General features: G+C 63.4%; 16 protein-coding genes. 4 read left to right on the plus strand and 12 right to left on the minus strand.

All coding sequences use genetic code 11. The features are described 5' to 3' along the window. Nucleotides 1–8 precede the first annotated feature (8 nt). The 9 genes from recO to folK all read right to left on the minus strand — a co-directional run bounded on the left by recO (nt 9) and on the right by folK (nt 7,500). Complete coding sequence (recO, locus tag AWH62_RS11385; protein WP_075190630.1) at nt 9–737, minus strand: DNA repair protein RecO; 729 nt, start codon at nt 735–737, stop codon at nt 9–11. A gap of 153 nt (nt 738–890) precedes the next feature. Then, nucleotides 891–1,835 (minus strand): GTPase Era, encoded by a 945-nt coding sequence (era, locus tag AWH62_RS11390; protein WP_075190631.1) that lies wholly within the window; start codon nt 1,833–1,835, stop codon nt 891–893. Continuing rightward, nucleotides 1,828–2,514: a ribonuclease III gene (gene rnc, locus AWH62_RS11395; RefSeq protein WP_075190632.1), complete on the minus strand. Its 687-nt coding sequence runs from the start codon at nt 2,512–2,514 to the stop codon at nt 1,828–1,830. The genes era and rnc overlap by 8 nt, the downstream gene beginning before the upstream one ends. Continuing rightward, complete coding sequence (gene acpS / locus AWH62_RS11400; protein WP_075190633.1) at nt 2,507–2,935, minus strand: holo-ACP synthase; 429 nt, start codon at nt 2,933–2,935, stop codon at nt 2,507–2,509. Before acpS ends, rnc begins: the two co-directional genes overlap by 8 nt. Then, nucleotides 2,932–3,672 (minus strand): pyridoxine 5'-phosphate synthase, encoded by a 741-nt coding sequence (locus AWH62_RS11405; protein WP_075190634.1) that lies wholly within the window; start codon nt 3,670–3,672, stop codon nt 2,932–2,934. Before AWH62_RS11405 ends, acpS begins: the two co-directional genes overlap by 4 nt. A 28-nt stretch (nt 3,673–3,700) precedes the next feature. Further along, the gene (gene pyrE / locus AWH62_RS11410; RefSeq protein ID WP_075190635.1) at nt 3,701–4,285 is read right to left on the minus strand and encodes an orotate phosphoribosyltransferase; all 585 of its coding nucleotides are present in this window, start codon (nt 4,283–4,285) and stop codon (nt 3,701–3,703) included. Further along, nucleotides 4,285–6,513: a bifunctional (p)ppGpp synthetase/guanosine-3',5'-bis(diphosphate) 3'-pyrophosphohydrolase gene (locus tag AWH62_RS11415; RefSeq protein WP_075190636.1), complete on the minus strand. Its 2,229-nt coding sequence runs from the start codon at nt 6,511–6,513 to the stop codon at nt 4,285–4,287. Before AWH62_RS11415 ends, pyrE begins: the two co-directional genes overlap by 1 nt. 6 nt (nt 6,514–6,519) lie before the next feature. Next, nucleotides 6,520–6,891, minus strand: a complete 372-nt coding sequence (gene rpoZ, locus AWH62_RS11420; RefSeq protein WP_075190637.1) for a DNA-directed RNA polymerase subunit omega — start codon at nt 6,889–6,891, stop codon at nt 6,520–6,522. Between the two features lie 48 nt (nt 6,892–6,939). Next, nucleotides 6,940–7,500, minus strand: coding sequence for a 2-amino-4-hydroxy-6-hydroxymethyldihydropteridine diphosphokinase (gene folK / locus AWH62_RS11425; RefSeq protein WP_075190879.1), 561 nt, complete (start codon nt 7,498–7,500; stop codon nt 6,940–6,942). Nucleotides 7,501–7,533: 33 nt separating this feature from the next. Here folK and AWH62_RS11430 point away from each other — a divergent pair, with 33 nt between their 5' ends. Both AWH62_RS11430 and AWH62_RS11435 read left to right on the plus strand, forming a co-directional pair. Continuing rightward, nucleotides 7,534–8,073, plus strand: coding sequence for an NYN domain-containing protein (locus tag AWH62_RS11430; RefSeq protein WP_075190638.1), 540 nt, complete (start codon nt 7,534–7,536; stop codon nt 8,071–8,073). Then, nucleotides 8,070–8,732 (plus strand): uracil-DNA glycosylase, encoded by a 663-nt coding sequence (locus AWH62_RS11435; protein ID WP_075190639.1) that lies wholly within the window; start codon nt 8,070–8,072, stop codon nt 8,730–8,732. The genes AWH62_RS11430 and AWH62_RS11435 overlap by 4 nt, the downstream gene beginning before the upstream one ends. 41 nt (nt 8,733–8,773) lie before the next feature. Here the strand turns inward: AWH62_RS11435 and AWH62_RS17260 are convergent, their stop codons facing one another. Continuing rightward, on the minus strand, nt 8,774–9,007 hold the full coding sequence (locus AWH62_RS17260; RefSeq protein ID WP_075190640.1) for a glutathione S-transferase: 234 nt from the start codon (nt 9,005–9,007) through the stop codon (nt 8,774–8,776). A 73-nt stretch (nt 9,008–9,080) separates the two neighbouring features. Here AWH62_RS17260 and AWH62_RS11445 point away from each other — a divergent pair, with 73 nt between their 5' ends. Next, a complete protein-coding gene (locus AWH62_RS11445) occupies nt 9,081–10,088 on the plus strand; it encodes a GlxA family transcriptional regulator (RefSeq protein WP_075190641.1) in 1,008 nt (335 codons plus the stop codon). A 14-nt stretch (nt 10,089–10,102) separates the two neighbouring features. Here AWH62_RS11445 and smpB read toward each other — a convergent pair whose 3' ends face one another. Together smpB and dapA are read right to left on the minus strand one after the other, a co-directional pair. After that, nucleotides 10,103–10,573, minus strand: coding sequence for an SsrA-binding protein SmpB (gene smpB / locus AWH62_RS11450; protein WP_075190642.1), 471 nt, complete (start codon nt 10,571–10,573; stop codon nt 10,103–10,105). Between the two features lie 11 nt (nt 10,574–10,584). Beyond that, a complete protein-coding gene (gene dapA, locus AWH62_RS11455; protein WP_075190643.1) occupies nt 10,585–11,466 on the minus strand; it encodes a 4-hydroxy-tetrahydrodipicolinate synthase in 882 nt (293 codons plus the stop codon). Nucleotides 11,467–11,611: 145 nt separating this feature from the next. Between dapA and AWH62_RS11460 the strand changes: the two genes are divergently transcribed. After that, nucleotides 11,612–13,672 carry a lytic transglycosylase domain-containing protein gene (locus tag AWH62_RS11460; protein WP_075190644.1) on the plus strand — a complete coding sequence of 687 codons (2,061 nt, stop codon included), beginning with the start codon at nt 11,612–11,614 and terminating at the stop codon, nt 13,670–13,672. Nucleotides 13,673–13,688: the final 16 nt, after the last annotated feature.

Consider the following 13,688-nt stretch of genomic DNA (forward strand, 5'->3'; position numbering starts at 1 on the left):
CCCCGCCCCTAAAGCCGCCCGACCCGCTCCAATTCCGCCATCAAGCGCCCCCGCGCTTCCGGCAATTGCTTGTCGATCGGCCACAGGACCCGGCGTTCCAGGAAATAGCCGGTGAGCGCCAAACCGCGCGCAATATCGCCCTCGCCGATCTTGCCGGACCCGGCCATGAAGGGCGGGAGTTCGAGGAGTTTGGGGGCGTAGGGGGCAGCTTCCTCACGGCAGACGGCGCGGCCGGTGCGCGGCGAGATATGGGTCAGACCCTCGGTGACGCCGGTCACGGCACAGGCCGACATGTCGAGCCCATAGCCTAGGTCGGACAGAAGCCCTGCCTCCCAGCGCACATAGAGGGCCGGCCAGATATCGGGATTGTCGAAAGCGTTCAGCAGCAGCTGGAAACCCTGGTGGACACGCGGATGGGCTTCGCGCTCCGGCAGGCACATCACGGCAATGGCACAAGCGGAATTGAGGCCGGCCAGCGCGGTGCGATCCTCCATCACCATGCCGGCGGTGAGATCATCGGCCTCGATCTGGAACATGCCCAAATGTTCCGACAGGCGGGCACGCCAGTTGACGGTGATCTGATTGCCCGGCTGCAGGATCGGCCGCATCGAGCGCGAGCGCGCTCCGCGCACCAGCCCGGCATGACGCCCCTGCTCCGCCGTCAAAACCTCCACGATTGCCGATGTCTCGCCATGCGGCCGCACCGCCAGCACTATGCCCTGATCGCGCCATTCCATGGGGTGGTTGTAGGTGAGTCTTGTCGCGGAGACACCGTGATTTCCCCCTCACCCGGCCCTGCGGGCCACCCTCTCCCATGGGAGAGGGACAGTATTCCTTCTCCCCGGGGAGAAGGTGCGCGCAGCGCGGATGAGGGGGATCAGCGCTGCTGTTCAGACATCGAAATCCAGACCCACATCCTTGTAGTGCGAGCGCCGTGCCATCCATTTGGCATCGACCTTCACATTGAGGAACAGGTGGACCTTGCAGCCCAGCACCTCTTCCAGCTCCTTGCGGGAGGCTTCACCGATTGATTTGACGGCGCTGCCGCCCTTGCCCAGCACGATGGGTTTTTGGGTTTCGCGCTCGACGATGATGGATTGCTCGATCCGCAAGGAGCCATCGCGCAGCTTCTTCCACACCTCGGTCTCGACCATGGAGGCGTAGGGCAATTCCTCGTGCAGGCGCAGATAGACTTTTTCGCGGGTGATCTCGGCAGCGAGGATGCGGGCCGGCAGGTCGGCGACCTGGTCGGCGGGGTAGTGCCAGACGCCTTCCGGCATTTGCTGCGCGATAAATTCGCGCAATTGCGGCACGCCCGAGCCGGTCTTGGCGGAAATCATGAAGACCTCCGAATAAACCCCTGTTTCATATAACTCTTGCGACATGGCCAGAAGCTGGTCGCGCGGCATGAGATCGACCTTGTTGAGGACAAGGATCGCCTTCTGTTCGGTCTTCTTCAGGCCTTCCGTGACCCGGTCATCATCCTCGACCATGCGGCTGTCACCGCTCTTGGCGCCACCATGGATCATGCGGGCACGAGCACCGGCATCGACGACATGCATGATGGTGTCGGCCTCACCGGCGCCGGACCAAGCCGCCGCCACCATGGACTTGTCGAGCCGGGTTTTCGGCGCGAACACGCCGGGCGTGTCGACAAGGACGATCTGGGTTTCACCGGCCAGGGCCACGCCGCGCACGGCAAAACGGGTCGTCTGGACCTTGTGGGTGACGATGGTGACCTTCTCGCCGACCAGCGCGTTGACGAGAGTGGACTTGCCGGCATTGGGCGAGCCGATGACTGCGGCAAAACCGCAGCGTTTTGGAGTATCAGACATGCTGTCCTTCGCGTTTCAGCAATTCCTCGGCGGCGGCCCGTTCGGCGGCCTGCTTGGAACCGCCCTCGCCCACAGCGGGCGCTAGGGGGGTGACCGTGACCTGCACGGTGAAAACGGGTCGGTGATCGGGACCCGAACGTTGCGTGAGCTGGTAGCGCGGCACGCCATGACCGGCCCGGGCCGCCCATTCCTGCAGCGCCGACTTGCCGTCACTGGGCTTGGCCTTGAGCGCCTCGATGCGCGCGCCCCAGTGATGATCGTAAAAGGCCTGCACCGCCGGACGCCCGCCATCCAGATAGATCGCCGCCATAAGCGCTTCGCAGGCATCGCCAAGGATCGAGGTCTTGTTGCGACCGCCACCCTTTTCCTCGGACCGCCCGATCCGCAGCGCGGCGCCGAGATCGACCTCGCGCGCGACATCGGCACAGGTTTCCTTGCGCACCATGGAATTGAGCCGCGGCGCCAGGGCGCCCTCATCGGCCTTGTCGAAGGACTTGAACAGCGCTTCCGCCGTCATCAGGCCGAGGACGCGGTCGCCGAGGAATTCCAGCCGCTCATAGGTCGGAATGGTCTTGCGGCCCTCGGCGTAGCTGCCATGGGTCAGGGCGCGCTCGATCAATGACTTGTCACGGAAGACATAGCCGATACGGGCTTCCAGATCAGCAATCGGATCAACCATGGGCGAGACCGTCGAAATGATGGCCGACCGGCCGCGCTTCCAGCACCACGAAGGCCTGGGCCCAGGGATGGTCGTCGGTGATGGTGATATGGGCGATCGGTTCATGACCGGGCGGGGTCAGGGCCCGCGCCCGTTCCAGCGCCCGACCCTTGAATTCCAGTGTCGGCTTGCCGCCGGGCAGATTGACCACGCCGATCTCTTTCCACGACACGCCGCGCGCAATCCCGGTCCCAAGCGCCTTGGCACCGGCCTCCTTGGCCGCGAAGCGCTTGGCATAGCTGGCCGCGCGCATGCGGCGCTTGTCGGATTTGGCTTGCTCGATCTCGGTGAAGACGCGCTGGATGAAGCGGTCACCGAAACGCTCGATCGATTTCTCGATACGACGGATATCCATCAGGTCTGAGCCGAGGCCGATGATCATGAGGCCCGCGCCTCTTCAATCAACCCGCGCATGGTCCCGACCGCTTCGCGCAGACCCCGGAAGATCGCCTCGCCGATCAGGAAATGCCCGATATTGAGCTCGATCACTTCCGGGATGGCGGCAATCGGCTTGACAGTGTCATAGGTCAGGCCGTGACCGGCATGGACTTCCAGACCGCGCTCATGGGCCACGGTGGCGGCCGATTGCAGGCGTTTGAGGTGATGGTCCACCTTGGCGGTGTCGCCAGCAAGGAAAGCCTCGCAATAGGCACCGGTGTGAAGTTCCACGACGGCTGCGCCCATGGCTTCGGCGACCGCGATCTGGACCGGATCCGGCTCGATGAAGAGCGAGACGCGGCAGCCGGCCTCGCCGAGCTGACGGACATAGGGCGCAATCGTGTTGTGGCCGGCCGCCACATCGAGGCCGCCCTCGGTGGTACGCTCCTCGCGCTTTTCCGGCACCAGGCAGACCGCATGCGGCCTGTGGCGCAGGGCGATGTCGAGCATTTCCGGCGTTGCCGCCATTTCCAGATTGAGCGGCAGGTCGATCTCGGCCATCAGCCGGTCGATATCGGTATCGGTGATGTGGCGACGGTCTTCGCGCAAATGCGCGGTGATGCCGTCGGCGCCCGCCTCGGAGGCCTGACGCGCCGCGCGCACCGGATCGGGATGCTCGCCGCCGCGGGCATTCCGGATCGTGGCCACATGGTCGATATTGACGCCGAGACGAATGCTCACGGCCTGCTCCTGTTTTGTCCTGCCAGCCTCAGGCGAGACCGCGGCTGCCCGGCTTGATGGCGGGAATGGCTTCCAGTTCCGGCGGAAGCTGGTCGGCGGGGTAAGCGGGAACCTTGTATTCAGTCAGCGCGATCAAGGGCACGCCGACATCGGCCTCGCCGCCGGAGCGGTCCACGAGGCAGGCCTCGGCGATCACTGTAGCACCGGTCTTGTTGATGGCTTCAATGCATTCGCGCGAGGACAGACCGGTCGAGACAATGTCCTCGACAACCAAGACCTTGTCGTCCTTGCTCAGCTCGAAACCGCGGCGCAGGGTGAACTCGCCATTCTCGCGTTCGACATAGAGGCCTTTGAGACCCAGTTGCCGCGCCATTTCATAACCCGGCACGATGCCGCCCGTGGCCGGTGAAACAATCACCGTCGGGGCATCGCCCAACTGCTCGCGCACCTTGGCCGCCAGCGCCTTGCAGAGGCGTTCAGTGCGAGCCGGCTCGGAGAAGACGCGGGCCTTTTGCAGGAAAACCGCGCTGCGCAGGCCGGAAGACAGGATGAAATGGCCCTCGAGCAGGGCACCGGCGGCGCGGAATTCGGCCAGGACTTCGTCGCGTGTCATCAGTCATTTATCTCCTCGACCTCGGCGCGCGCCCGCTCGGCCGAGACAACCGTCTCGCACATGCGGATCGCGGCCAGGATATTTGCCAGATGGCGGGTATCGAACACTTCGACGTCAAATTCCATATCGAAGAAGTCCGACGAGCGGTTGCGGGTGGTCACGCTGGCGATATTGCCGCGGTTCTCCGACACCGTCTTGGCAATCTCGGCCAAGGCGCCCGGTTCGTTGTGCATGACCGCCTTGATACGCGCCATGGACACCGCATTGTCCTCGGCCTCAGCGGTCCAGGCCAGATCGAGCCAGTCATCCATCGCGCTTTCCTCGAACTGGGCAAGGCGTTCGCAATCGATGGTGTGGATCTCGATACCCTTGTCCTTGCGCAAAAGACCGACGATCCGGTCCCCGGGCAGCGGCGAACAGCATTCGGCAAAGTGCAGGGTCACGCCCTGGGTCAGTCCGCGACCACGCACATAAAGCCGGGCCTGGGAGTCCTGGATGAGGTCACGGCCCACCGTGTCCGGGCGTTCGTCGAGCCGGCCCGGGAAAGCGGCGTTCAGAAGATTGCCCGACGAGATCCGGCCGCGCCCGAGCGTCTCGTACATTTCATGGACATCCTTGACCTCGAGCCGCGCCAACGCGTCCTTGAGGTCGGCCTCGATCAGCGTCCGGCCTTCGCGGCGGAAGGCATGTTCGGCCATGATCTTGCCGATCCGCTGGAACTCCTCACGCTCGCTCTCGCGGATCAGGCGGCGGATGGCGGCGCGGGCCCGGCCGGTGGCGGCGAGATTCTCCCAACCGGCCGGCGGTTGACGAACGCCGCCCTTCACGATCGACACAACATCACCATTGCGAAGCCGGGTCCGCAGCGGTCGTTCGCGGCCATTGACCTTGGCTGCCACCGTGGTGTGACCGAGTTCTGTATGGACGGCATAGGCAAAGTCGAGCGGCGTGGCGCCGACCGGCAGCGAAATCAGGTCGCCCTTGGGCGTGAAGCAATAGACCTGGTCGGCGAACATTTCGAGCTTGGCATGCTCGAGAAACTCTTCCGGATCGCCGCCCTGGTTGAGGATTTCCACGAAGGGACGCAAGCGTTCCAGCGGATCGCCACCGGCTGCCTGGGCAGCATCTGCGTCATAGGTATAGGTCGAATTCTTGTAGCGCCAATGTGCCGCGACGCCGCTTTCGGCGATCGCCTCCATCTCCTCGGTGCGTATCTGCAGCTCGACCCGGACATTCTTCGGCCCCATCACCGTGGTATGCAGGGAGCGGTAGTTGTTCGGCTTGGGCAGGGAAATGAAGTCGCGGAAACGCTCCGGCACGCAGCGCCACGCCTGATGGATGACGCCCAAGGCCCGATAGCAATCATCCGGCGTGTTGACGATCAGCCGGAAGGCGTAAATGTCGGCGATTTCCTCGAAGGTCAGCCCTTTGCGCTCCAGCTTGCGCCAGATCGAATAGGGCCGCTTCTCGCGCCCGAAAATGCGCCCGTCAATGCCGGCCTGGGCGAGACTGTCGGTCATCGCCGCCGACACCGCGGAGACTTCCTCCGCATGGGCATCGCGCAAACGTTTCAGGCGGGTATTGATCGATTCATGGGCCGCCGGATTGAGATGTTCAAAGGCCAGATCTTCCAGCTCGACACAGACCCGGTTGATGCCGATCCGACGAGCCAGCGGCGCGTAGATCTCCAGCGTCTCCAGCGCGATCCGCTCGCGTTTGTCCTGACGGGCAATGGCGTCCAGCGTGCGCATATTGTGCAGGCGGTCGCACAATTTGACGATCAGGACGCGGACATCGGCCGAGATGGCGACGACCAGTTTCTGCAGATTTTCCGCCTGTTTGGTGCGCTTGGAACGCAGTTCCATCTGGCCCAGCTTGGTAACGCCGTCGACCAGGCCCGCCACCTCCTCGGAGAAGGCGTCGGTCAGATCTTCCAGCGTCGCCGGCGTATCCTCGACCGTGTCGTGGAGCAGACCGGTGCAGACCGTCGCAACATCCATGCGCAGCTCGGCCAGGATCACCGCGACCTGGGCAACATGGGCAAAATAGGGTTCGCCCGACTGGCGGCGTTGCGGCCGATGCGCTTCCTCGGCAAAGTCATAGGCACGCCGAACGAAGTCGGCATCGACTTTGGGAAAATACCGGCGGATACGCGCTATCAGCTCGTCCGCGCTGGGTATGGCGGGCGGCGACGATTCCAGATCGGGTGACGTCGCGCCGGGGGTCAAGACGCTTTAGAGGCGGCCGTCAGGCGCGCCATCCCGGTCGTTTTGCAGCGCCTTGAGCATCTCGGCCTCGTCCAGCGGCACGGGCGGTGCCGGCAAGGCTTCGAGCGGCTGGCCACGCTCTTCGCGGGCCGCATCTTCCTCGTCTTCGCTCGGCAGCACGCGCTGCAGACCGTTGATGAGGCTGTCCTTCAGCGCATCCATGTCGAGTGTTTCGTCGGCGATCTCGCGCAGGGCAACGACCGGATTCTTGTCATTGTCGCGATCAATCGTCAGCTCGGAACCGGCCGAGATGTTGCGGGCACGATGTGCCGCCATCAGGACCAGACGGAAACGATTGGGAATTTTGTCAATGCAGTCTTCGACGGTAACGCGAGCCATGCGCGCGAACTCCTTGAACCAGCGCTAGAGGTTTTGGAACCGCGTTACCTAATCCCCTCGCCCTGCAAAAGCAAGGCTGTCGGGTGAGAGTTTTCCGGCCTCTTGCAGCTTGTATGTTGCGGTGCGATCCGCCTGCGGCAATGCGGCGATCAGATCACGGATGCTGCGCTTGCTGGCCGGGTCGGACCAGTGCGGCGCGATCTCGGCCAGCGGCAGGAGGACAAACGCTCGTCCGGTCGCGCGCGGGTGCGGGACCACCAGCCCGTCGGCGTCATTGATCTCGGCACCGCACCAGTCGATCAGGTCGAGATCGAGTGGCCGCGGAGCATTGCGTTCACCACGGGCCCGACCGAACTCGGCCTCGATCGCGTGCAGCGTGTCGAGAATTTCGCGTGCCGAACGGTCCGATTCAACCTCAACGGCCGCGTTGACATAAGGCGGATCGCTCGGATCCGGCCAAGCCGGGCTATGCCAATCTGACGACGCTGCGACAACCACCAAGCCGGCCTCGGCCAGAGCCAAACGCGCACGGGTCAGCGTTTCGCGCGGGCTACATGCGCCCAGTGGAAGGTTGGCGCCGAGCGCGATATAGATCGGGGCAGATTGCATTTCGTCCTTCACAATATTTCCTAGGATATTCCCATGCCATTTTACCCTGACGAGCGCATCGGCCTGTTTATCGACGGCGCCAACCTGTTCTCGACCACCAAGGCGCTCGACTTCGACATTGATTTCAAACGCCTTCTCGATGAGTTCCGCAAGCGCGGCAAGCTCATCCGGGCCAATTACTACACCGCCCTCCTCGAGCAGGAGGACTATAATCCGCTGCGACCGCTGGTCGACTGGCTCGACTATAACGGCTTCTCGGTGATCACGAAGCCGGCCAAGGAATACACTGACGACCATGGCCGCCGCCGCATCAAGGGCGACATGGATATCGAGCTGGCCGTCGACATGCTGCAGGCGGCGACCTATCTCGACCACATCATCCTGTTCTCCGGCGACGGTGATTTTCGCTACGCTTTGGCGGCGGCCCGGGCCAAGGGTGTCCGCGTCTCGGTCGTGTCGTCGCTGAAAACCAGCCCGTCGATGATTTCCGATGATTTGCGCCGAGAAGCCGATGCCTTCATCGAGCTGGACGACCTGCGGGCGATGATCGGACGGGCCCCGGCCAGCTCGTGAGCGCGACCGTCCCACCCGAAGCACCGCTGGACTGTCCGCTATGCCCGCGACTGGTCGCATTTCGCGACGCCATCGCGATCGAACATCCCGACTGGCACAATGCACCGGTTGAATCATTCGGTTCGGATCAGGCCCGCCTGTTGATCATCGGGCTGGCGCCGGGCCTGCGCGGCGCCAACCGTACCGGACGCCCCTTCACCGGCGACTGGGCCGGCGATTTGCTCTACGCCACGCTCGACCGGTTCGGCTTTTCGCGCGGCACCTATGCCAGCCATGCCGATGACGGTGTGGAGCTGGTCGACGCCATGATCACCAATGCCGTGCGGTGCGTGCCGCCGGAGAACAAGCCGGTCGGCGCCGAAGCCAATGCCTGCCGCCCCTATCTGACCAGCCGGATCGCGGCGATGCCGAAACTGGACGCCATCCTCTGCCTCGGCAAGATCTCGCATGACAACACGCTGCGCGCGCTCGGCCTGCCGCTCAAGACCGCCGTGTTCGGCCATGCGGCGACGGCCGACCTCGACGGCCCGAACGGTCCGGTCCGTCTTTTCGACAGCTATCATTGCTCCCGCTACAACACGAATACCGGGCGTTTGACCGAGGCCATGTTCGACGCTGTCTTTGCCGATATACGGGCCTGGCTCGACACCAGACCCTGATTTTCTGCCGCCTGTTTATTGTTAACGTCCAGGCGCCTGTATCAAGCCTTATCGGCGATGGGCACGTCCTGGCCTTGACCTGGAGTGGCAGAATGTCCGGGTCCCGCTGCGCGGCAATTGTCAAACATCGAGATCGCCGCTTCGAACTTGTCACGACAGCCGGGATTGCAGAACCCGACCAAGGCGCCACGATAAATCGTGAGCGCATCCGCTGCGACCGGTTGGCCCGACCACGGACATGTCGCATTGATGACATCTTCCAACGCTAGCGTCATCGCGTTAACCTTTCATCCTGTTTCCAACTGTTTCTGCTGGATAAGCTGGCGGGACAATGGCATAAATGACCACATGCTCCCCTTTTCTGCCAAACCGCAACAAATCGAAAGCTGCATCGCATTTCTCACCTATCCGGGTGTGAAACTGCTGGATGTGACTGGTCCGTTGCAGGTGTTCGAGGACGCCAACCAATTGCTTGGCCGGGCCGCTTATTCGACGCCGATTGCATCCTATTATGGTGGCCCGATCGAGACCGATGCCGGTGTGCTGCTCAACACACGTCGCCTGGCGGGTGTCGGACTGGACGAGTCCGACACGCTGATGATCGCGGGCGGCGGCGGTGTGCACACCGCCTGTCGCGATACCCGCCTGGTGCAAGCGATCCAGCGCGCGGCAGAAAAGGCCGGACGCGTCTCATCAACCTGTACCGGCGCCTTCCTGCTGGGTGCGGCCGGCCTGCTCGATGGCAAGCGCGCCGTCACCCATTGGCGCCATTGCGGGCAGTTGGCGGACAACTATCCCGATTGCGACGTCGATCCCGATCCCATCTTCATTGAAGACGGGCGGGTCTGGACCTCGGCCGGTGTCACCGCCGGCATCGACCTCGCCCTGGCGATGGTCGAACGCGATCACGGTCGCGAGCTGGCGCTGGAACTGGCACGCTCACTCCTGGTCTATGTCAAACGCCCCGGCGGCCAGTCACAATTCTCCGAGGCGCTGAAACAGCAAAAACGCTCGGCGACCGGCCGGTTCGACGCCCTGCATTTCTGGATGAAGGACAATCTGACCGCCGATCTCAAGGTCGAAGCCCTCGCCGAACGCTCCGGCATGAGCCCGCGCAATTTCGCGCGTCTCTACACCGAAGATACCGGCATGACGCCGGCCCGCGCCGTCGAGCAATTCCGGGTCGATGCGGCCCGTGCGATGCTGGAAAACCCCAATGTCTCGATCAAGACCGTCGCCAACCAGACCGGCTTTGGTAATGACGAGCGCATGCGGCGCTCCTTCGCCCGCCTGATCGGCGTGACACCGCAGGCTTATCGCGAACGCTTCGCGGTCGAGGTCACTGACTTGGTCTGAACGGCGATGTGCGGCTAGCCGTAATTCTTCATCAGCCGCGACTTCTGCTTGTTCCACTCGCGATCCTTGATCGTCTGGCGCTTGTCGACGTTCTTTTTCCCCGTCGCCAACCCGATCTGGAGCTTGGCCAGGCCGCGCCCGTTGAAATAGAGACGCAAGGCGACAATCGTTCGGCCCTGCTGCGTCGCTGCACCGGTAAGCTTGGCAATTTCCTTGGCCTTCAACAGGAGTTTGCGGTGCCGTTTGGGTTCGTGGTTGAAACGGTTGGCCGGCCCGTAGGGCGGGATGTCGGCATTGATCAGCCACAGCCCCTCCCGCTCCGGGCTGACATAGCTCTCGGCGATATTGGCGCGGCCCTCGCGCAGGGATTTGACCTCCGACCCCATCAGCATCAGGCCGGCTTCGAAGGTCTCTTCAATCTCATAGTCAAAACGGGCGCGCCGGTTAACGGCGACAGGTCCGGTCTCGGATTTCGGTTTGCTCATGGCGCTTTCAATCAGGCCTGGTCAAGCAGGCCGGCATGGACGAGCGCTGCCCTCACCGCCGCGTTCGAGGCCTCATTCGGCTCGGTCATTGGCAGGCGCAGCTCAGTATTCATGACACCCAGCACCGACATGGCATATTTCGTCGGCCCGGGGCTGGAGGAGGTGAACAGCGCGTGATGCAGTGGCATCAGGCGGTCATTGAGCGTCCGCGCTGCCTCCCAGTCTCCGGCCAATGTGGCGTCCTGGAACTGCGCACACAAGTCCGGCGCCACATTCGAGGTCACCGAGATCGCACCGACACCGCCGGTCGCGTTGAAGCCGAGCGCCGACGGGTCATCGCCGGACAACTGCACGAAATCCGCGCCGGCAAGGCGCCGATGGGCCGATACGCGCGCCATGTCGCCGGTCGCATCCTTGATGCCGACCACCCGCTCCAGCTGCGCGATCCGGGCCACGGTCTCGGCCAGGATGTCGACCACGGTGCGACCGGGCACATTATACAGCACGATCGGCAGATCGACGGCGTCGTGGATAGCCTTGAAGTGCTGGTAGAGGCCTTCGGCATTCGGCTTGTTGTAATAGGGCGCGACCACCAGGCCGGCATCGGCGCCGATCTCCTTGGCACGGCGCTGGTTCTCGATCGCGACGGCAGTGTTGTTGGACCCCGTTCCCGCAATGACCGGCACCCGGCCAGCCGCGGTCTCGACCACGATCTCGACGACGCGCATGTGTTCTTCAAAGGTCAGCGTGGCGCTTTCCCCGGTTGTGCCACAGGGGACCAGGCCATGCGTACCGGCAGCAATCTGGCGCTCGGCCAGCGCCGCGACAGCAGCCTCGTCAACGGCCCCATTCTTGAATGGGGTGACAAGCGCAGTAATGGACCCTTTGAACATGTTTCATTCCCGGATACGGCCAAATCAGCGCGCGACCATATCGACCGCGTCGCACACGGCCAAGTGTTCTTGTCAAGGCTGGACAGGCGACAGGATTTGCTGTGATGATATGCGTCCCAGTCGATCAGAGAGTGTCCCGTTTGCCATGATCGCACGTTGCTTTGCCGCGCTTGTGTTGATTGCCGTTTCGGTTCCCGCCGATGCGCAGATTCCGACGCCTCGTATCCGTCCGGAACCGCTGAATTTTTCGCAATATCTCTCGGATGCGGACTTTACCCGTTTCCGCGAAGGTCTTGATGCTGCCGACGATGAGGACTGGCAGCGTGTGCGCGAGCTGCGCCTGGAACTGACCGACACGGCTGCGCGCGACATCCTGTTGTGGCGGATCGCCCTGGGCGATGCCCGCTCCAGTTTTCTCGAACTCGACCTCGCCCTGAGCGAACTCGACAATTGGCCGCGCGACAGTTTCATCCGCTCCGAGGCCGAGTCGAAGATTTCCACATCCGGCCTGACAGCCCCCTTCATCGTGTCCTGGTTTGAAGACACGCCACCGACCACCGGGCGCGGCAGTATCAGCTATGCCGAAGCGCTGATCGGGGTCGGACGTGTCAGTGAAGGCGAGAACCTGCTGCGCGAGACCTGGCGGTCAAGCTATCTGGCCAGCACGGTGCAAAGCGACACCTATCAACGTCATAGCGACCTGTTCACCGAAGAGGACCACATGGCCCGGATCGACTATCTGATCTGGTCCAACCAACGCACCTTGGCGCGCCGCGTCCTTCCGCTCCTGTCCGGCAGTAATCGCGATCTGGCCGATGCCCGCCTGCGCCTTGCCGGTCGACAAAGCGGTGTTGATCGCGCCGTCAACCGTATTCCGGCCAGCCTGTCCAACGACCCCGGACTGGTCTTTGAACGGGCACGTTGGCGCCGCCGTTCGGGGATGCGGGATTCGACCCTGCCCCTGCTGCTGCAACTGCCCGACAGCCACACCGATGTCACCGCGCTCGAACTGATGTGGACCGAGCGCAAGCTGATGATCCTGACGCTGATCCGCGACCAGGAGTTCGACACGGCCTACCAGCTGGCGCGCGCCCATGGCATGAATTCCGGCGCCGATTTCGCCGACGCCGAATTCCTCGCCGGCTGGCTCGCCCTGGTCCATCTCGACCGGGCCGACGAAGCCCTCGCCCATTTCACGCGGCTGCGCGACAATGTCTCGACCCCGGTCAGCCAGTCGCGCGGTTCCTACTGGATGGCGCGCGCGCTCGACACGCTCGGCCGCTCTGACGAAGCAGCCATTCTCTATGCCGAAGCCGGTCAGCATTCGACGGCCTATTACGGCCAGATCGCACTGACGCAGCTGACCGATACCAGCGGCCAGCTCAGCCTGGAACGTGATCCGGAACCGACGCCTGAAACCATTGTGCGTTTCGAGGCGCGTCCGCTGGTACGCGCCATGCGCCTGCTCGCCGAGCAGAATGAGGAATATTATTTCCGCCTGTTCAGCTATCGCCTGGACGATCAGCTGACCGATCCGCAAGAGGCCGTGCTGCTGTCACGCCTGGCCAGCAATTACCTCTATCTGCGCCAATCGGTGCGCGCCGCCAAGGCCGCCCGCCTGCGCGGCATCATCCTGCCGCAGAGCGCCTATCCGACCATCACCCTGCCGCCACAGACCAACGCCCGCGCCCAACGCCCGGAAGACGCCCTGACCCTGTCCATTATTCGTCAGGAAACCGAGTTCGGGCAGCACGCCATCTCCGGTGCTGGCGCCCGCGGCATGATGCAATTGATGCCAGCGACGGCCCGGGCAACAGCCCGCGACCTGGGCGAAACCTATCGCTTCAGCTGGTTGACCGATGATCTCGACTATAATCTCACCCTCGCCATGCACCATCTGGCCGAGGTGGTGGACGATTATGACGGCTCCTATGTGATCGCCCTGGCCGCCTATAATGCCGGCGCGCACCGGGCCAATCGCTGGATCCGGGATTATGGCGATCCGCGCGACCCCGATGTCGATCCGGTCGACTGGGTTGAGAGCATCCCCTTCTCCGAGACCCGCAATTACGTCCAGCGCGTGATGGAAAACCTGCAGGTCTACCGCTCGCGCCTCAATGACGACGCTGCGGTGCCGCTATTGATCGAGGATGATTTGCAACGCGGCGGCATGCCGGTGCGGATCATGGTCGACCCGGACGAGTAGACGGCGCGTCCACAGG

The organism is Maricaulis sp. W15 (assembly GCF_001924955.1).
GTDB classification, from domain to species: Bacteria; Pseudomonadota; Alphaproteobacteria; order Caulobacterales; family Maricaulaceae; genus Maricaulis; species Maricaulis maris.

Coding starts and splice junctions, on each gene's coding strand:
- folK (WP_075190879.1), bottom strand. CDS start 7,500: ATGCAATCTGCCCCGATCTATATCGCGCTCGGCGCCAACCTTCCACTG.
- AWH62_RS17260 (WP_075190640.1), bottom strand. CDS start 9,007: ATGACGCTAGCGTTGGAAGATGTCATCAATGCGACATGTCCGTGGTCG.
- AWH62_RS11430 (WP_075190638.1), top strand. CDS start 7,534: ATGCCATTTTACCCTGACGAGCGCATCGGCCTGTTTATCGACGGCGCC.
- acpS (WP_075190633.1), bottom strand. CDS start 2,935: ATGATCATCGGCCTCGGCTCAGACCTGATGGATATCCGTCGTATCGAG.
- AWH62_RS11460 (WP_075190644.1), top strand. CDS start 11,612: ATGATCGCACGTTGCTTTGCCGCGCTTGTGTTGATTGCCGTTTCGGTT.
- rpoZ (WP_075190637.1), bottom strand. CDS start 6,891: ATGGCTCGCGTTACCGTCGAAGACTGCATTGACAAAATTCCCAATCGT.
- AWH62_RS11445 (WP_075190641.1), top strand. CDS start 9,081: ATGCTCCCCTTTTCTGCCAAACCGCAACAAATCGAAAGCTGCATCGCA.
- smpB (WP_075190642.1), bottom strand. CDS start 10,573: ATGAGCAAACCGAAATCCGAGACCGGACCTGTCGCCGTTAACCGGCGC.
- dapA (WP_075190643.1), bottom strand. CDS start 11,466: ATGTTCAAAGGGTCCATTACTGCGCTTGTCACCCCATTCAAGAATGGG.
- recO (WP_075190630.1), bottom strand. CDS start 737: ATGGAATGGCGCGATCAGGGCATAGTGCTGGCGGTGCGGCCGCATGGC.
- pyrE (WP_075190635.1), bottom strand. CDS start 4,285: ATGACACGCGACGAAGTCCTGGCCGAATTCCGCGCCGCCGGTGCCCTG.
- era (WP_075190631.1), bottom strand. CDS start 1,835: ATGTCTGATACTCCAAAACGCTGCGGTTTTGCCGCAGTCATCGGCTCG.
- rnc (WP_075190632.1), bottom strand. CDS start 2,514: ATGGTTGATCCGATTGCTGATCTGGAAGCCCGTATCGGCTATGTCTTC.